Consider the following 19,068-nt stretch of genomic DNA (forward strand, 5'->3'; position numbering starts at 1 on the left):
CTATGATCTGAGTCGCCTGAATTTCTGGACTATTATGTAGGAGGTTTTTAGACTGTGGCAAAATATATTTTCGTAACAGGCGGGGTTGTATCCTCCCTTGGCAAAGGGATTACGGCCGCTTCACTCGGCAGGCTGCTTAAAAATAGAGGTTTAAAGGTAACGATCCAGAAATTCGATCCTTACATTAACGTGGATCCGGGAACGATGAGTCCTTACCAGCATGGAGAAGTGTTCGTCACGGACGATGGGGCCGAGACAGACCTCGACCTCGGTCACTATGAACGCTTTATCGACATCAACTTGTCCAAGAACAGCAACATCACGACAGGTAAAGTCTATTCCTCCGTCATCGGTAAAGAACGCCGCGGGGAATATCTTGGCGGAACGGTTCAAGTTATCCCGCATATTACAAATGAGATTAAGGAGCGTGTGTTCCTGGCTGGCCGGGAGGCTGGTTCGGACGTGGTCATTACAGAGATCGGCGGAACGGTAGGCGATATCGAGAGCTTGCCATTCCTGGAGGCGATCCGCCAAATCAAGAGCGACGTTGGCCGCGACAATGTCATGTATATCCATGTCACGCTTATTCCATATATCAAGGCTGCCGGCGAAGTGAAAACGAAGCCGACCCAGCACAGCGTCAAGGAACTCCGCAGCATCGGCATCCAGCCGAACGTGATTGTATGCCGTACAGAGTATGAGCTGTCGGAAGACATGAAGGCGAAGATTGCCCTCTTCTGTGATATCGATGCCAATGCGGTTGTAGAATGCCGCGATGCGGATACTTTATATGAGATTCCTCTGAACCTTCAGGAGGAAGGTCTGGACGAGATCGTCGTCAATCATTTGAAGCTGAATGCCCCGGCTCCAGACATGAGCGAATGGGTGAAGCTTGTTGATCGGATTAATAAGCTGGAGAAAACGGTTGAAATTGCAATCGTTGGCAAATATGTAGCCCTCCATGATGCTTACCTGAGTGTTGTTGAGTCGCTGTCGCATGCTGGCTTCGATAACAATGCGGAAGTGAAAATCCGCTGGGTGAATGCGGAGGACATTACCGCTGACAACGTAGCGGAGCAATTGAAGGGTGTCGGCGGTATCCTTGTGCCTGGCGGCTTCGGCGATCGGGGAATCGAGGGCAAGATTACGACGATTCGTTATGCTCGTGAACAGAAGATCCCGTTCTTCGGAATTTGCCTGGGCATGCAGGTAGCCGTCATTGAAGCCGCGCGTTCGCTTGCGGGCCTCGAAGGCGCGAACAGCTCGGAGATCAACCCGGCTACGCCGCATCCGGTTATCGATCTTCTGCCGGAGCAGAAGGATATTGAGGATTTGGGCGGAACCATGCGCCTGGGGCTTTATCCGTGCAAGCTGGTACCAGGGTCGCTGGCCGCGCAGAGCTACCGGGTTGACCAGGTAGAGGAGAGACACCGCCATCGCTATGAGTTCAATAACAACTACCGTGAACAGCTGGAGGCAGCGGGCCTGCGCATTTCAGGAACGTCCCCGGATGGACGGCTGGTCGAGATCGTCGAACTTCCTGACCACCCATGGTTCCTGGCCGTTCAATTCCATCCGGAGTTCTCATCGCGTCCGAACCGGCCGCAGCCGTTGTTCCGCGAGTTTGTTAGAGCTTCGATAGCGAATAATTCCTAACTTTTATCTCTTCCTGTAGGAAATCGCGAATGATTTTAAGTATCTTTTTACCAAATTAGAAGGGATTTCCTAAATTGAGGCGAATATACCTTAAGAGAATTACAAGGGTTAGACTTGTAGGAGGGTGTCTCAGTGGAAGAGAAGAAAGTGTTAATTGTCGATGATCAGAACGGAATCCGCATTTTATTGATGGAAGTGTTCAGCAGCGAAGGTTACAAGACGTTCCAGGCTGCCAACGGCAAAATGGCTTTGGAAATCGTCCGCAGTGATTCGCCGGATCTGGTGCTTCTCGACATGAAGATCCCCGGTATGGATGGGCTCGAGATATTGAAGCATATCAAGGAAGTCAATCCGGCCATCAAGGTTATCATGATGACGGCTTATGGCGAGCTGGATATGATCAAGGAAGCAACGGAGCTTGGCGCATTAAGGCATTTTACGAAGCCTTTCGACATTGACGAGATGAGAATGGCGGTAAACATGGAGCTGAAGGGCGGGGCCGTCCTTTAACCGAATTAATTTCAAATGTCGTGCAACCTCCTTGAGCGTTAGCGGAATTCGCTTCCCTAATGCTTATTCTAAGGAGGTTTCTTTTTACGTGCTTATGGTTATGTAGGGAACAGAGAGGATTCCAGCAGCGTAGTTCTCGCAATCCTGGGTGTCTTTAAGCGCATTGCATTGCTGCTATTTCACCTATAAAATCAGCGGCCAGATGAAAAGCTTGAATAGTATTTTTGTCGGGTTGTGTTATAATAATTACGTGTGAATGTCGGCAAAATGAATACAAACAAACGTCCTAGGAGGATTGGAGCCATGCCATTAGTTAGTATGACAGATATGTTGAACAAAGCTCTTAAAGGAAAGTATGCAGTGGGTCAGTACAACATCAACAACCTAGAGTGGACCCACGCTATTCTTGAAGCTGCCGAGGAAGAGAAATCCCCGGTTATTCTTGGTGTATCCGAAGGTGCAGCTCGTTACATGGGCGGATTCAACACCGTTGTAAAAATGGTACAAGGTCTTATGGAAGATTTGAAAATTACCGTGCCTGTAGCGATTCATCTTGACCACGGTTCAAGCATCGAGAAATGTAAAGAAGCGATCGATGCCGGATTTACTTCCGTCATGATCGACGATTCCCACAGCCCCATCGAGAAAAATATCGAAACGACGAAAGCTGTCGTTGAATATGCGCATGCTAAAGGCGTATCCGTGGAAGCCGAAGTAGGTATGGTCGGCGGACAAGAAGACGACGTAATCGGCGAAGTGATGTACGCGAAGCTGGACGACTGTGTCCGCATCGTGAAAGAGACAGGCATCGATACGCTTGCGCCAGCTCTTGGCTCCGTACACGGACCATACAAAGGCGAGCCTAACCTTGGCTTTAAGGAAATGGAAGAAATCTGCAATGCGGTTAGCCTTCCGCTGGTTCTTCACGGCGGTACGGGAATTCCTACGCATGACATTAAAAAGGCCATCTCCCTGGGTACCTCCAAAATCAACGTGAACACGGAGAACCAAATCTCCTTCACGAAAGTGGTTCGCGAAGTTCTGGCTGAGAAGCCTGAAGCTTACGATCCTCGCGTGTTCCTCAAGCCTGGCCGCGAAGCAATCAAACAAACAGTTATTGGTAAAATGCGCGAGTTCGGCTCCAGCAACCAAGCCTAAGCCTTTAACTCCAGGTACAGTTTGCGATTCATAATTTACGGGAAAGACACCGCTAACCAGCGGTGTCTTTCCTATTTCATTGCATAAGTGGTATTATGTATAAGAATCGCTCAGCTGCCTAAGTGAGCATAGTTATGACTTACGTCATGATTTGATGAATTGAGGGACTATTTTCGGCTTCAGGGGGATTTTCTTCTTATGGAAAAGTTAATGATTCAGGGCGGACGCCCGCTCAAGGGAACCGTTCAAATCAGCGGCGCCAAGAACAGCGCGATTGCGCTTCTTCCTGCTGCCATTCTGGCAGAATCGGAAGTAGCTCTGGATAATTTGCCGCATCTTAGTGATGTGGCAGTATATACGGAAATATTAGAGGAGCTTGGGGCGAAGGTTAGCTGGACTAACGGCCAGATCAAGATTGATCCGAGCCAGATCCGGTCTATTCCGATGCCTAACGGCCCGGTGAAGAAGCTGCGAGCCTCTTATTACATGATGGGCGCCATGCTGGGGAGATTCGGGGAAGCGACGATCGGGCTTCCGGGGGGCTGTAACTTCGAACCCCGTCCGATTGACCAGCATATTAAAGGATTCGAGGCGCTGGGAGCTACGGTCACGAATGAGCATGGCTCCATCCATCTTAAGGCCAAAGAGCTGAGAGGCGCTAAGATCTATCTTGATGTCTGCAGCGTTGGCGCCACGATTAATATTATGCTGGCGGCTGCAAGAGCCAAAGGCTCCACGATTATTGAGAATGCGGCAAAGGAGCCTGAAATTATTGATGTTGCCACACTGCTGAACGCAATGGGGGCCAGCATCAAGGGAGCGGGAACGGAGACGATCCGGATTGAAGGGGTTAAGGAAATGAGCGGCTGCCGCCATTCGATTATCCCCGACCGGATTCAGGCGGGCACCTATATGATCGCTGCGGCGGCTACCCGCGGCGACATGATTATCGATGGGGTTATTCCGAAGCACCTTGAGGCGCTCACCGCGAAATTGATTGAGATGGGCGTTACGGTCGAGGAAATGGACGAGTCGATCCGCGTGATTGGCGCGCCGCAGTATGAGCATGTGGATGTGAAAGCTCTGATCTACCCTGGTTTTCCTACGGACATGCAGTCTCCGATGACCAGCTTGCTTACCCAGGCTGAGGGAGTTAGTGTATTAAGCGATTTCGTGTACAGCAGCCGGTTCAAGCATGTTCCAGAGCTGGTGCGCATGGGAGCCAAGATTCGCGTAGAGGGCCGCTCGGCCATTATTGAAGGCGGAGAGCTGAATGCCGCCAAGGTCAAAGCGACCGACCTTCGCGCCGGAGCAGCGCTCGTCATTGCCGGCCTCACGGTGAAGGAAGGGATTACGGAAGTATCCGGCGTCGAATTGATCGACCGCGGCTACGATAACCTAGTGACCAACCTGCGTGCGCTTGGGGCGGATGTGTGGCGTCAGGCGGAGTAAAAACTCCGCCCGCCGCATATTTTTGCTGCAACCGGGTAATACTAGTAAAATGCGTCTATCAATTTTCCGATTTATAGACTTATACTGGTTTCATAGTGTAATAGATCATTGAAGAGAAGATTGTTGTGAAAATGAAAAAATTGAATAGGTGGTATACTATATGGATTTACAAATTGCCGATTTGGAAGAAATGAAACTGACTGAGCTCTACAAGCTCGCGAAGCAGTATCAGATTCCTTATTACGGACAGCTTAAGAAGAAGGAACTGATCTTTGCGATCCTAAGAGCCCAAGCGGAGCAGAGCGGCCTCATGTTCATGGAAGGCGTCCTGGAAATTCTACCCGAAGGCTATGGCTTTCTTCGTCCGATCAACTACTTGCCGAGTACGGAAGACATTTATATCTCTGCTTCGCAAATACGCAAATTTGATCTGAGAACGGGTGATCTTGTATCCGGCAAATGCAGAACGCCGAAAGAGAACGAACGATACTTTGGACTATTGCAAGTGAATGCCGTGAATGGCGAGAATCCGGCCATTGCAGCGGAGCGTCTGCATTTTCCGGCACTAACACCTCTTTATCCGCAAAGCAAGCTCGTGCTTGAAACAACCCCTAACCATTTATCCACTCGTATTATGGATGTTCTAGCCCCTGTTGGACTTGGACAGCGCGGCCTGATCGTGGCACCGCCCAAGGCAGGAAAGACGCTGCTGCTGAAGGAAATCGCCAACAGTATTTCTACTAATCATCCCGAGATTGAGCTATTTGTGTTACTTATCGATGAACGCCCGGAGGAAGTTACGGATATGCAGCGTTCGGTAAAGGGGGAAGTCATTGCTTCCACATTTGATGAGCTGCCTGAGAATCATATTAAGGTGGCTGAGCTTGTTCTGCAGCGGGCGCTGCGTCTAGTAGAGCATAAGAAGGATGTCGTTATCTTGCTAGACAGCATTACCCGGCTGGCCAGAGCCTACAATCTCGTTGTTCCGCCTTCAGGCCGCACGCTCAGTGGCGGGATCGATCCTGCTGCGTTCCATCGCCCGAAGCGGTTTTTTGGCTCGGCGCGCAATGTAGAGGAGGGCGGAAGTCTGACTATTCTAGCAACAGCCTTGGTAGATACGGGCTCGCGCATGGACGATATTATTTATGAAGAGTTCAAAGGGACAGGAAATATGGAGCTTCACTTGGATCGGAAGCTGGCTGAGCGTCGTATTTTCCCGGCGATCGATATTCGCCGTTCCGGGACGAGACGCGAGGAAGTGCTCTTGTCGAAGGAGGAGCTGGATACGATTTGGTCGATCCGTAAGAATATGAATGATTCCTATGACTTTGTGGAGGGCTTCTTGAAGAAGCTGCGCGACAGCAAGACGAATGCGGAATTCCTTGCTTCCTTTGATACGGCTGGCAATGGATCTGCAGGAAATTCATCGGCCTCCGGCAGCGGAAACGGCGCGCGCCGTCCGACGCGGACGGCTTCGACCTCCGGATCGGGCTCAGGATCTTAACAATATGCCTGGCGGCATGGAACGAATGAAGCGTTCAAGGCCATATCGAAAGGCAAAGAGGAGAACGACATGTATTTAGTATACGCAGACAACAAGGGACAAGTATATGATCATCCATCGCTGTATGGCCTTGCCCGCAGCTCGGATATGATCGTGGAAATATTGGAGGATGAGCTCATTCCGCTGCCGGAAGGAGCGACCCTGGTAGGGCTTCCCTCGACGAGACCGATCGGCATGGACCCTGATACGGGCGAAATGACACCGGTTTCTGGAGATGTCCAAGCCGTCGGAGCTTTGCTTCCGCAGGGCTACACCCGGCTTTGTCTTCCGGGTTATGTGAAGACGGATAAGGAGTACAAGCTCCCGCTGTTCGGGTATTCCGCAGTAGTGTGGAAGGACGGTCAATTTTACGTTACGGCGCGGTTATCCGATGATCCCGAGAAATGGAATCCGCTGAACTGCGATCCCCTGGAGCTGAAGCATCAAGTTAAAGCGCTTCGGACAAAATATCCCGAGAACCGCCTATACGAGCATTTATCGAACTGCGCCCTGGGGTATGAATGCTTGACCGCTTCGAATACGTTTCTGAACCGCTGGGAAGGCGCGGTTCCCGTGTCTTATTCCTGTAATGCGGGCTGCTTCGGCTGTATTTCGGAGCAGCCGGATGACAGCGGGTTCGTTGCTCCTCAGACGCGTATGAATTTCCGCCCCCGTGTGGAAGAGATCGTGGAGATCATGCTGGAGCACTTGAAAACGCCGGAATCGATCATCAGCTTCGGGCAGGGCTGTGAAGGAGAGCCTTCAACGCAGGCCAAGCTGATTATCGAAGCGATTCGCGAGGTTCGGCGGCAGACGGATCTGGGATATATCAACATCAATACGAATGCGGGTCTTAGTGATCATATCCGCGGCATCGTGGATGCTGGGCTTGATTTGATGCGCGTAAGCACGATCAGCGCGCTGGATGATCACTATAATGCTTATTACAAACCGCGCGGATATACCTTGGCGAATGTCGAGAAGTCGCTGCGCTATGCCTCGGATCAAGGCGTCTACACGTCGATTAATTATCTGATTTTCCCCGGCGTAACTGACCGGGAGGAAGAGATTGAAGCGATGATTGAATTCGCCCGGCGCACGAAGCTTCGCCTTATTCAGCTTCGCAATCTGAACATTGATCCGGAGAGCTATCTGGAGCTAATACCTCCGGCTAAAGGAGATGTATTCGGCATGAAGCAGGCGATTGAGATTTTTCAGCAAGAGCTGCCGGATGTGGTCATCGGCTCTTATACTCACGTACCGCCGGCCGAATTAGCACGGGTAAAATTGCGGGGATAAACCTCATATATTCCAATTGCGTGACAAAACATCGCGTGATATAATCACTTTATGTGTCATTATAACTCTGTGCACGCTTGAGGCTCAGGGCGGAAAGAAGGTGAAAGTCATGAAAGAGGCAATTCAACCTAAATATCACGTGACAACGGTAACTTGCGCTTGCGGCAATACCTTTGAAACAGGTTCTGTTAAACAAGACCTGCGCGTCGAGATTTGCTCCAACTGCCATCCATTCTTTACAGGTAAACAGAAATTTGTGGATGCTGGTGGACGTGTTGACAGATTTAAGAAGAAATACGGCATCTAATTTATATTTGATGGAGAAATGCTGCATCTGCGGCATCTCGAAATACATGCGAAATCCCCTGCTGGCCAGCAGGGGATTTGTTGTCGTTAACTGCCTGTTTTTTTGAATTCAACGCTGTTTTGCATTTGTGTCCATTCTTCGCTGCTGACTAGGCCGAGCCTCCAGATCGCAATGCCCTTGAGATCATAACGTTTAGCCAGGCCAATAAGCGTGTTGACCGACTTGGCGTTCTCGCTGTGCAAATTCAGGCCCAGTACGAGCTTGTCCTTCTTCGTCTCCTTCAGGGCCAGGCGGATAGCTTCATCAACTTTGTCAGCCGGCTCTGGCTCTCCGCTTCCGCCGCTGCGGTAGTCATAGGCCATGATAATGAGCTCATCGGCGATTTGGCCTAGCGCTTTGTAGTCATAGCCTTGATATGAGGAGTTGAGCGGATGAAGCGCGAGGGCCAGCTTCAAATTCTCGGATTTGGTCTGCAAGGATAGCTCTTTGACAAAGGCGGTAAAGGCAGAGCGCGTTTTAGCTTTGTCTGTAGTCAGGCCCAAGCCCTCGAAATCCAGCAGGAGGCCTTGAAATTGCTTGCTTTTTGCCGTAGCGACCATTTCCGATATTGCCTCTTTGCGGGCATCTGCATTTTCGATGATTTTGGTTAGTTCTCCGTTAACATCACCCGAATATACCATCAAGTAAGGAAGTGTACGGGAATTCGCTGCCTCGCTGACCAGGCTTTCCGGTGTTGTATTGCCTGCGGCCTGCGGCCATTTGAAATCTTTGCCGCTCAGCGTAAACTTGCCGTTCTCGTCAATCCGGCTCCAGCCGAAGGCGACGGAATCCAGACTCGGTATGGCCGCGGCGTCGGAGAAGGACGAGATTGCATAGAAGCCCATGGTGTACATTCGCTGCTTAGGTGACGAAATAGAGACGGTGCGCGTCTTCTGATCCCAGTCGACCTGGGCTCCAAATTGCTGGCTGAAGAAGCTGAGCGGGATTAATGTATGTCCGCCAATCGCCTGCGGCGCTACCGCCAGATCAACGCTTGACCCGTTGACGGTCGATGTCTTGCTGTTCAGGGTAAGCTGCACGCGAACCGAGCTGGGTCCGGTTCCTCTAGCGGCAGAGATGCTCTTCGTCTTGGCGTCCCAAGTCACTTGGATGCCAAGCGCTTCGGATATGGCGCGAAACGGCACAAGAGTGGTTCCCTCTTTAATGATAGGTTCCGCTGGAAACGAAAGAGGGTATCCGTCTAGCATGATACGGATCGGGGTGCTAGCGTTAGCGTGCTGCGGCTGCGCCATTACCCCGCCAAGGGTACCGATCCATATCGTGGCCGCGAGCGCGAGCTTGCCTATTCTTCTCATTAAGGTACATCCTCTCTATGAAGTCCCATATTATTCTATAAATATACCAAACTTTAAGAGAGAAGGCATGTTTTTGTATCTGTAAAAAGACAACTTTTACCGCCGGTTGCATTTTGGACATGTATGAGATATACTTATTTTCACCGTGCTAGATGGGGAGGTAGCGGTGCCCTGTAACTCGCAATCCGCTATAGCGAGGTTGAATTCCTGTTAGAGGTCTTGCCGATGTGAGGTCCGGTCTTTACGGCAGACGTTGACAGACGGGTCCTCCGCAATGAGTACCTGTGAACCTGGTCAGGTCCGGAAGGAAGCAGCCATAAGCAGTCATACTTTTGTGCCGGGGGGAAGCCTGTCTCGAGTTGCGCCGTAAAGGTGCCGCTTGGATCGCAATGATCGATAACAGGTGCACGGCTACATAGTTTTATAAAGCGACATCTTTGTCTTTCGGGCAGAGATGTTTTTTTATTGCCGAATTTATGCGTTCCGGGCGGTGTCCGGTCCATTTTAATGGTCATTCTTTGGTTAGGGCATACTTGTTCCGTGCAGCTGAAGAGATGTTTTTGCATGAAAATGACTTGCCAGTTAGAAGTTTTTCTCGTCCTTAGAGTATAGTATAATGGGAAAGTGACGATTATCGTTTCATGAAGAAAGAAGGTGCCGCATATGGAGCATATTGCGCTGTACCGTGCTTGGCGGCCGCAGTCGTTTCAGGACATGGTAGGACAACAGCACATTATTCGCACGCTGCAGAACGCGATCCGGGAGCAGCGGTTGTCGCATGCTTATTTGTTTAGCGGACCTCGGGGAACCGGGAAGACGAGCGCGGCTAAGATTTTGGCCAAGGCCGTAAACTGCGAGAAGGGCCCGGCTCCGGAGCCGTGCAACGAATGTGACGCTTGCCGCCGGATCACGGCGGGGGCTGTGATGGACGTGCTTGAGATTGACGCCGCTTCCAACAGGGGAGTCGAGGAAATTCGTGATTTGCGCGAAAAAGTGAAATATGCCCCTACCGAAGTGCGGCAGAAGGTTTATATTATCGATGAAGTTCATATGCTGACAACGGAAGCGTTCAATGCGCTCCTTAAGACGCTGGAAGAGCCGCCGCCGCACGTGATGTTTATCCTTGCGACGACGGAGCCGCACCGGCTGCCGGCCACGGTGATATCCCGCTGTCAACGCTTTGACTTCCGCCGCGTATCTTTGGAGGAGCAGAGCGAACGGCTAAAACTGATTTGCGAGCAGGAGGGCATTACCGCTGAGGATGAAGCTATTCAGTATATAGCTAGGCTCTCGGACGGCGGTATGCGCGATGCACTGAGCATATTGGATCAAATCGCTTCCTTCTCAGACGGGCATGTATCCTACAAGCAGGCGCTGGACATGACCGGCGGGATCCCATCGAAGCAGTTCGCGGAAATCGCGAAGACGCTGATCGAAGGGGATGTCGGCGGCATGCTGCAGTTGATTGAAGGGCTGATGCAGGAGGGCAAGAGCGCGGATAAATGCATGGAGAACCTGCTCTACTATTTCCGGGATTTATTAATGATCAAGATGGTTCCGAATGCCGATAAAATGACGGAGCGCGTGCTGGATCTCCAGGAGTTCAAGGAGATGGCGGAGGCGTTTACCCGCCCGCAGCTGTTCCGGATTATCGATACGCTGAACCATTATCAGACCGAGATGAAGTACGCGCTGCAGCCGCAGACGCTGTTCGAGGTAGCACTTCTGAAGCTGTGCAGCATTCCGCAGACTGAAGACGCGGGGAATGCGCCTGCGGCATCCGCCGCGTCCGCAAGCTCTCCTGCGGATTCATCGGAGATTGGGCAGCTGCGCCGTCAGCTGGCAGAGCTGGAGAAGAAGCTGGAGCGCGCAATGCAAGGCGGCTTGGCGGGCAGTGGTCAGGACGCCGGCAATAGAGGGAGCCGGCCGGCCTCGCGGACGGCTGCGCCTCGCGTCGCCTCGAAGGCCAAGCTCCCGTCGGGACTTGACCGTTATGTAGCGCAGCGAAGCAGCCCCGAATTCATGGCTGTTCAGAGTAAATGGAATCAGGTGCTTCAAGGCGTTAAGGACGAGAAGATTACCATCCACGCCTGGTTCGTCAACGGAGAGCCCGTTTCCGTGCTGGAGGATGCCGTCCTGGTTGCGTTCAAGAATGATATCCATCGTGAAACGACGGAGAAGCCGGCTAATAAACAGCTTATTGAAATGGTGATGGAGCGTGTATTAGGCTCGCCGTACCGGCTGGTGACGATGATGCTCAAAGACTGGAACGACAGCATCGAGGGCGCCTCGGCGGAGCCTTCTAAGGAGGAGCCCTTTCAGTTAGAGCCGGGCTCGGAGGACGGCGGCGATAAGGAGCCGTGGGTAGACGAGGCTCTGAACATTTTCGGGGAGGACCTCGTAATTGTGAAGGAGTAGCCGGGCTAGCTTTTTGTATAAATCTCTATAACATATAAATGATGAAGATGAAGGAGATGTAAACAAGATGAACAATATGAACCAAATGATGAAGCAAGTGAAGAAAATGCAGGAGCAAATGCTGAAAGCTCAGGAGGAGCTCGGCAACAAAACAGTTGAAGGAAGCGCAGGCGGCGGTGTCGTTACTGTCGAGGTCAACGGACATAAGAAAGTATTGTCCATCAACATTAAGCCGGAGGCTGTAGATCCGGAGGATGTAGAGATGCTGCAGGATCTGGTGCTGACAGCGGTTAACGATGCGCTGGGCAAAGCGGATGAGCTGGCTAATAACGACATGGGTAAATTCACGGGCGGAATGAAAATTCCAGGCCTGTTCTAAACAATACGACTGAAGGAGAACACGCCCATTGTATTATCCCGAACCGATCGCCAAGCTGATCGACGCTTTTACTCATCTGCCGGGTATCGGGCCGAAGACGGCCGCGAGGCTGGCATTCCACGTGCTGAACATGAAGGAAGACGATGTCATTGATTTTGCCAAGGCTTTAGTCAGCGTCAAACGCAACCTTCATTACTGCTCGGTGTGCTGCAACATTACGGATACGGATCCGTGCCGGATTTGTCAGGACAAGACGCGGGATTCCTCCGTCATTTGTGTTGTCCAGGACTCCAAGGATTTGGTGGCCATGGAGCGAACCAAGGAGTTTGATGGTTATTATCATGTACTGCAGGGCGCTATTTCACCCATGGAAGGACTTGGCCCGGATGACATTCGGCTTAAGGAGCTTCTAAATCGTCTTAGCGATGAGCGGGTAAAAGAGCTGATTCTGGCGACTAATCCTAACATCGAGGGAGAGGCCACAGCCATGTATATCTCCCGGCTGGTCAAGCCGTTCGACATTCGAGTTACCCGCATAGCCCATGGGCTGCCGGTTGGCGGCGATTTGGAATATGCGGATGAAGTGACTTTGTCCAAGGCGCTCGAAGGGCGGCGTGAACTAAGATAAGCTATATATAGATCATGTCGGAAGCTCTGGTTCGTAACCAGGGCTTCCTTTTTTGGGTTTTCATTTCTACAGGTCAGTTCTAAGTTTGTCCCTCTTCCGATACACATGAAATATACCGGATTAAGGGGGCGGGGTTGATCATGATTTGGAAGCAATGGCTGCTAAGGATGAAGAAGATAGGTCAAATCGATCCAGAACTGGAGCAAAAGGAGAGGCTGTATCTAGAGGTGAAAAAAGCCCAGCGTGAGTGGGAGCGGGCCTATTGCGCGATGCAGGCGGCGGTTGGACAGGATGAGGTGGATATTGCCATATACACGCTTGAAGCGGCGGAAAGAAGATATCAGGTTCAATTAAAGGCGGCAAAGCAGGCGAATGTCACGTGGGTGCCGTTCCAGTTTGGTTCGTATTCTTGTCCTGATTCGAACCTTAGAGATTAATACGTATGCGTGATGCATGCTAATGGGGAGAGGTAATGGATATGAAAATGGTACTTACCTTGGTGCTTATCGGATCGCTGGTATTATTAGGTTATATCGTGTTCTCTCGACGCCTGGGCATGGCCTGGCTTACTCGCCTGGGGCTTCATATCGTGCTCGCTGCACTTGGGATCTATGTCGTCAATTTCTCGGGCCTGCTGACAGAGGCATACATTCCGATGAATCCGGTAACGATCAGCACGGTACTGATACTTGGGCTGCCTGGCGTAGGTTTACTGCTCGGGCTTAAATTAACAATGCTTTGATCGCATTTCGTGGTTGACGTTAATTTAAGTTCTGTGTTACATTATAATTCGCTTCTTCGATAGGCCAAGCAAGTAAAGGCCAGTCAGTAATTTTATTTTAAAAAAAGTATTGACTTAAGAAGGGCAAGCATGATATATTATAAAGGTCGCTGCTGAAACAACGGCGGCGCGCGAAACAAGGTTTGATCTTTGAAAACTGAACAACGAGTGAGCGGGTTTCACGGAAGTGAAATCTAAATAATAGAGTCAGATGCAAATCTGATCTCGTCAGATTCAAAATGAGCTTAATCAGCTTATTCCAACTGGATCGTCATCGCCTTCGGGTGAGGGACGTCCAACTTTATTGGAGAGTTTGATCCTGGCTCAGGACGAACGCTGGCGGCGTGCCTAATACATGCAAGTCGAGCGGGGTTGTTTTGGAAGCTTGCTTCCGAAGCAACCTAGCGGCGGACGGGTGAGTAATACGTAGGCAACCTGCCCCTCAGCCTGGGATAACTAGCGGAAACGTTAGCTAATACCGGATAATTTGCTTCATCGCATGAAGGAGCAATGAAAGACGGAGCAATCTGTCACTAAGGGATGGGCCTACGGCGCATTAGCTAGTTGGTAGGGTAATGGCCTACCAAGGCGACGATGCGTAGCCGACCTGAGAGGGTGAACGGCCACACTGGGACTGAGACACGGCCCAGACTCCTACGGGAGGCAGCAGTAGGGAATCTTCCGCAATGGACGCAAGTCTGACGGAGCAACGCCGCGTGAGTGATGAAGGTTTTCGGATCGTAAAGCTCTGTTGCCAGGGAAGAACGTCTTGGAGAGTAACTGCTCTAAGAGTGACGGTACCTGAGAAGAAAGCCCCGGCTAACTACGTGCCAGCAGCCGCGGTAATACGTAGGGGGCAAGCGTTGTCCGGAATTATTGGGCGTAAAGCGCGCGCAGGCGGCCATTTAAGTCTGGTGTTTAATCCCGGGGCTCAACTCCGGGTCGCACTGGAAACTGGGTGGCTTGAGTGCAGAAGAGGAGAGTGGAATTCCACGTGTAGCGGTGAAATGCGTAGAGATGTGGAGGAACACCAGTGGCGAAGGCGACTCTCTGGGCTGTAACTGACGCTGAGGCGCGAAAGCGTGGGTAGCAAACAGGATTAGATACCCTGGTAGTCCACGCCGTAAACGATGAATGCTAGGTGTTAGGGGTTTCGATACCCTTGGTGCCGAAGTAAACACATTAAGCATTCCGCCTGGGGAGTACGGTCGCAAGACTGAAACTCAAAGGAATTGACGGGGACCCGCACAAGCAGTGGAGTATGTGGTTTAATTCGAAGCAACGCGAAGAACCTTACCAGGTCTTGACATCCCTCTGACCCCTCTAGAGATAGAGGTTTCCTTCGGGACAGAGGAGACAGGTGGTGCATGGTTGTCGTCAGCTCGTGTCGTGAGATGTTGGGTTAAGTCCCGCAACGAGCGCAACCCTTGATCTTAGTTGCCAGCATTTCGGATGGGCACTCTAAGGTGACTGCCGGTGACAAACCGGAGGAAGGTGGGGATGACGTCAAATCATCATGCCCCTTATGACCTGGGCTACACACGTACTACAATGGCCAGTACAACGGGAAGCGAAACCGCGAGGTGGAGCGAATCCTATCAAAGCTGGTCTCAGTTCGGATTGCAGGCTGCAACTCGCCTGCATGAAGTCGGAATTGCTAGTAATCGCGGATCAGCATGCCGCGGTGAATACGTTCCCGGGTCTTGTACACACCGCCCGTCACACCACGAGAGTTTACAACACCCGAAGTCGGTGAGGTAACCGCAAGGGGCCAGCCGCCGAAGGTGGGGTAGATGATTGGGGTGAAGTCGTAACAAGGTAGCCGTATCGGAAGGTGCGGCTGGATCACCTCCTTTCTATGGAGAATCGTTCTCTGCAACGGGAACATTCAAATATTACGGACGACGAAAGTCGCCGGATGCTCACTCGTTGGTCAGTTTTGAGAGTTCAACTCTCAAACTTATCTTCCAACACTTACCGTTGAAACGGGATGCTGAAAGATGATAAGATATTCTTCCGCCATTCAAAAGGCGAAAGAAACTTGATCCTTGAAAACTGGATAACGAAACGAAATTTGCGTTTTAGAAAATTCCTTTTAGCTGAAACTTGTGTCTAACAAGTTTTAAACTAAAGGTAGTGATACTAGCGTAGGTTTTGGGACTGGAGATCCTTTGTGAGGCGATTTCTACCTTGTATGAATTTACTTGATCAAGAAATCGGCGAACAACAGAGCGCCAGGCGCAAAACCGAAGCAATATGGTTAAGCTACTAAGAGCACACGGAGGATGCCTAGGCGCTAGGAGCCGACGAAGGACGTGGCGAACAACGAAACTGCCTCGGGGAGCTGTAAGCAAGCTTTGATCCGGGGGTGTCCGAATGGGGAAACCCGGCTGGTGTAATAGCCAGTCACTCATGACTGAATACATAGGTCATGCAGAGGCATACCAGGGGAACTGAAACATCTAAGTACCCTGAGGAAGAGAAAACAAAAGTGATTCCGTCAGTAGCGGCGAGCGAACGCGGATTAGCCTAAACCAGAGAGCTTGCTCTCTGGGGTTGTGGGACGTCTCACANGAAGCAGTATGGTTAAGCTACTAAGAGCACACGGAGGATGCCTAGGCGCTAGGAGCCGACGAAGGACGTGGCGAACAACGAAACTGCCTCGGGGAGCTGTAAGCAAGCTTTGATCCGGGGGTGTCCGAATGGGGAAACCCGGCTGGTGTAATAGCCAGTCACTCACATCTGAATACATAGGGTGTGAAGAGGCATACCAGGGGAACTGAAACATCTAAGTACCCTGAGGAAGAGAAAACAAAAGTGATTCCGTCAGTAGCGGCGAGCGAACGCGGATTAGCCTAAACCAGAGAGCTTGCTCTCTGGGGTTGTGGGACGTCTCACATGGAGTTACAAAGGAAGAGGTTAGACGAACAGGTCTGGAAAGGCCGGCCATAGAAGGTAAAAGCCCTGTAATCGAAAGTCTGTTCCCTCCGAGACGGATCCCGAGTAGTGCGGGGCACGTGAAACCCCGTATGAATCTGCCAGGACCATCTGGTAAGGCTAAATACTCCCTAGCGACCGATAGTGAAGCAGTACCGTGAGGGAAAGGTGAAAAGCACCCCGGGAGGGGAGTGAAAAAGAACCTGAAACCGTGTGCTTACAAGAAGTCAGAGCCCTATTTATGGGTGATGGCGTGCCTTTTGTAGAATGAACCGGCGAGTTACGTTCCCGTGCAAGGTTAAGGTGAAGAGCCGAAGCCGCAGCGAAAGCGAGTCTGAATAGGGCGACTTAGTACGTGGACGTAGACCCGAAACCGGGTGATCTACCCCTGTCCAGGGTGAAGGTGCGGTAACACGCACTGGAGGCCCGAACCCACGTATGTTGAAAAATGCGGGGATGAGGTGGGGGTAGCGGAGAAATTCCAATCGAACTCGGAGATAGCTGGTTCTCCCCGAAATAGCTTTAGGGCTAGCCTCGGTGAATAGAGTCGTGGAGGTAGAGCACTGATTGGGTGCGGGGCCCGCCAAGGGTTACCAAGCTCAGTCAAACTCCGAATGCCATGGACTTATAAGCGGGAGTCAGACAGTGAGTGCTAAGATCCATTGTCAAGAGGGAAACAGCCCAGACCATCAGCTAAGGTCCCCAAGTGTGTGTTAAGTGGGAAAGGATGTGGAGTTGCACAGACAACCAGGATGTTGGCTTAGAAGCAGCCACCATTTAAAGAGTGCGTAATAGCTCACTGGTCGAGTGACTCTGCGCCGAAAATGTAACGGGGCTAAACACACCACCGAAGCTATGGCTTGAATCATCTTCACTGCTTCTTTGAGGCGGTGACTAACGCGGAACATTTTTGCCGAAAGNAGAAGAGACAGGTATACAAGTGAGAATGCCGGTATGAGTAACGAAAAGATCAGTGAGAATCTGATCCGCCGAAAGCCCAAGGTTTCCTGAGGAAGGTTCGTCCGCTCAGGGTAAGTCGGGACCTAAGGCGAGGCCGAAAGGCGTAGTCGAAGGACAACAGGTTGAAATTCCTGTACCACCGTAATCCGCTATGAGCGATGGGGTGACGCAGTAGGGTAGTGACGCGAGCTGATGGATGCTCGTCCAAGCAGTGAGGCTGATGTGTAGGCAAATCCGCACATCGTTAAGGCTGGGCTGTGATGGGGAGGGAAAATTTACAGTACCGAAGGTCATGATCTCACACTGCCAAGAAAAGCCTCTAGCCAGGAGAAGGTGCCCGTACCGCAAACCGACACAGGTAGGCGAGAAGAGAATTCTAAGGCGCGCGGAAGAACTCTCGTTAAGGAACTCGGCAAAATGACCCCGTAACTTTGGGAGAAGGGGTGCCCCGGTAGTGTGAATAGCACGAGGGGGCCGCAGTGAAAAGGCCCAAGCGACTGTTTAGCAAAAACACAGGTCTGTGCGAAGCCGTAAGGCGAAGTATACGGGCTGACGCCTGCCCGGTGCTGGAAGGTTAAGGGGAGCGGTTAGGGGTAACCCGAAGCTGTGAACCGAAGCCCCAGTAAACGGCGGCCGTAACTATAACGGTCCTAAGGTAGCGAAATTCCTTGTCAGGTAAATTCTGACCCGCACGAATGGCGTAACGACTTGGGCGCTGTCTCAACGAGAGATCCGGTGAAATTTTAATACCTGTGAAGATGCAGGTTACCCGCGACAAGACGGAAAGACCCCATGGAGCTTTACTACAGCTTGATATTGAACTTTGATGCGATTTGTACAGGATAGGTGGGAGCCTAGGAATCCGGAGCGCCAGCTTCGGTGGAGGCGCCGTTGGGATACCACCCTGATCGTATCGAAGTTCTAACCTGGGACCGTGATCCGGTTCGGGGACAGTGTCAGGCGGGTAGTTTGACTGGGGCGGTCGCCTCCTAAAGAGTAACGGAGGCGCCCCAAGGTTCCCTCAGAATGGTTGGAAATCATTCGCAGAGTGCAAAGGCAAAAGGGAGCTTGACTGCGAGACTGACAAGTCGAGCAGGGACGAAAGTCGGGCTTAGTGATCCGGTGGTACCGCATGGAAGGGCCATCGCTCAACGGATAAAAGCTACCCTGGGGATAACAGGCTTATCTCCCCCAAGAGTCCACATCGACGGGGAGGTTTGGCACCTCGATGTCGGCTCATCGCATCCTGGGGCTGAAGTAGGTCCCAAGGGTTGGGCTGTTCGCCCATTAAAGCGGTACGCGAGCTGGGTTCAGAACGTCGTGAGACAGTTCGGTCCCTATCTGTCGTGGGCGTAGGAAATTTGAGAGGAGCTGTCCTTAGTACGAGAGGACCGGGATGGACGCACCGCTGGTGTACCAGTTGTTCCGCCAGGAGCATAGCTGGGTAGCTACGTGCGGATGGGATAAACGCTGAAAGCATCTAAGCGTGAAGCCCTCCTCAAGATGAGATTTCCCAATTAGTAAGACCCCTTGAAGACGACGAGGTTGATAGGCCTGAGGTGGAAGTGCAGCAATGTATGGAGCTGACAGGTACTAATCGGTCGAGGGCTTATCCAAAAATACCCCAATAGTGGGGGCTAACACGCAAATGAAGTTTCGTATCCAGTTTTCAGGGATGAATTTCC

At 51.5% G+C, this 19,068-nt stretch carries 13 protein-coding genes, 2 rRNA genes and 1 other RNA gene; 15 read left to right on the plus strand and 1 reads right to left on the minus strand.

Annotated features, from left to right (window positions below; all coding sequences use genetic code 11):
* Nucleotides 1–54 precede the first annotated feature (54 nt).
* The 7 genes from BN2762_RS02440 (at nucleotide 55) to rpmE (ending at nucleotide 7,925) form a co-directional block, all read left to right on the plus strand.
* Nucleotides 55–1,656, plus strand: coding sequence for a CTP synthase (locus BN2762_RS02440; RefSeq protein ID WP_055105455.1), 1,602 nt, complete (start codon nucleotides 55–57; stop codon nucleotides 1,654–1,656).
* 132 nt (nucleotides 1,657–1,788) lie between these two features.
* The gene (locus BN2762_RS02445) at nucleotides 1,789–2,166 is read left to right on the plus strand and encodes a response regulator (RefSeq protein ID WP_055105456.1); all 378 of its coding nucleotides are present in this window, start codon (nucleotides 1,789–1,791) and stop codon (nucleotides 2,164–2,166) included.
* A gap of 303 nt (nucleotides 2,167–2,469) precedes the next feature.
* On the plus strand, nucleotides 2,470–3,324 hold the full coding sequence (gene fba, locus BN2762_RS02450; protein WP_055105457.1) for a class II fructose-1,6-bisphosphate aldolase: 855 nt from the start codon (nucleotides 2,470–2,472) through the stop codon (nucleotides 3,322–3,324).
* Nucleotides 3,325–3,522: 198 nt separating this feature from the next.
* The gene (locus BN2762_RS02455; RefSeq protein WP_055105458.1) at nucleotides 3,523–4,776 is read left to right on the plus strand and encodes a UDP-N-acetylglucosamine 1-carboxyvinyltransferase; all 1,254 of its coding nucleotides are present in this window, start codon (nucleotides 3,523–3,525) and stop codon (nucleotides 4,774–4,776) included.
* 160 nt (nucleotides 4,777–4,936) lie between these two features.
* Nucleotides 4,937–6,280, plus strand: a complete 1,344-nt coding sequence (rho, locus tag BN2762_RS02460; protein ID WP_055105459.1) for a transcription termination factor Rho — start codon at nucleotides 4,937–4,939, stop codon at nucleotides 6,278–6,280.
* Nucleotides 6,281–6,349: 69 nt separating this feature from the next.
* Entirely contained in the window at nucleotides 6,350–7,618 is a 1,269-nt protein-coding gene (locus BN2762_RS02465; protein ID WP_055105460.1) for a radical SAM family protein, read from the plus strand.
* Between the two features lie 109 nt (nucleotides 7,619–7,727).
* Complete coding sequence (gene rpmE / locus BN2762_RS25710; RefSeq protein ID WP_074048553.1) at nucleotides 7,728–7,925, plus strand: 50S ribosomal protein L31; 198 nt, start codon at nucleotides 7,728–7,730, stop codon at nucleotides 7,923–7,925.
* Nucleotides 7,926–8,011: 86 nt separating this feature from the next.
* Here rpmE and BN2762_RS02475 read toward each other — a convergent pair whose 3' ends face one another.
* Nucleotides 8,012–9,280 carry a stalk domain-containing protein gene (locus BN2762_RS02475; protein WP_055105462.1) on the minus strand — a complete coding sequence of 423 codons (1,269 nt, stop codon included), beginning with the start codon at nucleotides 9,278–9,280 and terminating at the stop codon, nucleotides 8,012–8,014.
* A 143-nt stretch (nucleotides 9,281–9,423) separates the two neighbouring features.
* Here BN2762_RS02475 and ffs point away from each other — a divergent pair.
* The 8 genes from ffs to BN2762_RS02510 all read left to right on the plus strand — a co-directional run bounded on the left by ffs (nucleotide 9,424) and on the right by BN2762_RS02510 (nucleotide 19,000).
* Nucleotides 9,424–9,691: signal recognition particle sRNA large type (gene ffs / locus BN2762_RS25715), an RNA gene on the plus strand.
* A gap of 252 nt (nucleotides 9,692–9,943) precedes the next feature.
* On the plus strand, nucleotides 9,944–11,698 hold the full coding sequence (gene dnaX, locus BN2762_RS02480) for a DNA polymerase III subunit gamma/tau (protein WP_055105463.1): 1,755 nt from the start codon (nucleotides 9,944–9,946) through the stop codon (nucleotides 11,696–11,698).
* A gap of 67 nt (nucleotides 11,699–11,765) precedes the next feature.
* A complete protein-coding gene (locus BN2762_RS02485; protein WP_055105464.1) occupies nucleotides 11,766–12,077 on the plus strand; it encodes a YbaB/EbfC family nucleoid-associated protein in 312 nt (103 codons plus the stop codon).
* 28 nt (nucleotides 12,078–12,105) lie between these two features.
* Entirely contained in the window at nucleotides 12,106–12,705 is a 600-nt protein-coding gene (gene recR, locus BN2762_RS02490) for a recombination mediator RecR (protein ID WP_055105465.1), read from the plus strand.
* A gap of 140 nt (nucleotides 12,706–12,845) precedes the next feature.
* On the plus strand, nucleotides 12,846–13,142 hold the full coding sequence (locus BN2762_RS02495; RefSeq protein ID WP_083484740.1) for a DUF2508 family protein: 297 nt from the start codon (nucleotides 12,846–12,848) through the stop codon (nucleotides 13,140–13,142).
* Nucleotides 13,143–13,183: 41 nt separating this feature from the next.
* Entirely contained in the window at nucleotides 13,184–13,447 is a 264-nt protein-coding gene (locus BN2762_RS02500) for a pro-sigmaK processing inhibitor BofA family protein (RefSeq protein ID WP_055105522.1), read from the plus strand.
* 340 nt (nucleotides 13,448–13,787) lie between these two features.
* Nucleotides 13,788–15,342: ribosomal RNA gene (locus tag BN2762_RS02505) — 16S ribosomal RNA — on the plus strand.
* A gap of 728 nt (nucleotides 15,343–16,070) precedes the next feature.
* A 23S ribosomal RNA gene (locus BN2762_RS02510) occupies nucleotides 16,071–19,000 on the plus strand.
* Together the 16S and 23S rRNA genes form the textbook arrangement of a ribosomal RNA operon.
* Nucleotides 19,001–19,068 lie beyond the last annotated feature (68 nt).

The organism is Paenibacillus ihumii (assembly GCF_001403875.1).
GTDB lineage: Bacteria > Bacillota > Bacilli > Paenibacillales > Paenibacillaceae > Fontibacillus > Fontibacillus ihumii.

Bases quoted from the DNA above. Each gene is read 5' to 3' on its own strand.
- BN2762_RS02455 (WP_055105458.1), top strand. From the start codon at position 3,523: ATGGAAAAGTTAATGATTCAGGGCGGACGCCCGCTCAAGGGAACCGTT.
- BN2762_RS02485 (WP_055105464.1), top strand. From the start codon at position 11,766: ATGAACAATATGAACCAAATGATGAAGCAAGTGAAGAAAATGCAGGAG.
- rho (WP_055105459.1), top strand. From the start codon at position 4,937: ATGGATTTACAAATTGCCGATTTGGAAGAAATGAAACTGACTGAGCTC.
- rpmE (WP_074048553.1), top strand. From the start codon at position 7,728: ATGAAAGAGGCAATTCAACCTAAATATCACGTGACAACGGTAACTTGC.
- BN2762_RS02465 (WP_055105460.1), top strand. From the start codon at position 6,350: ATGTATTTAGTATACGCAGACAACAAGGGACAAGTATATGATCATCCA.
- BN2762_RS02475 (WP_055105462.1), bottom strand. From the start codon at position 9,280: ATGAGAAGAATAGGCAAGCTCGCGCTCGCGGCCACGATATGGATCGGT.
- BN2762_RS02500 (WP_055105522.1), top strand. From the start codon at position 13,184: ATGAAAATGGTACTTACCTTGGTGCTTATCGGATCGCTGGTATTATTA.
- BN2762_RS02495 (WP_083484740.1), top strand. From the start codon at position 12,846: ATGATTTGGAAGCAATGGCTGCTAAGGATGAAGAAGATAGGTCAAATC.
- fba (WP_055105457.1), top strand. From the start codon at position 2,470: ATGCCATTAGTTAGTATGACAGATATGTTGAACAAAGCTCTTAAAGGA.
- dnaX (WP_055105463.1), top strand. From the start codon at position 9,944: ATGGAGCATATTGCGCTGTACCGTGCTTGGCGGCCGCAGTCGTTTCAG.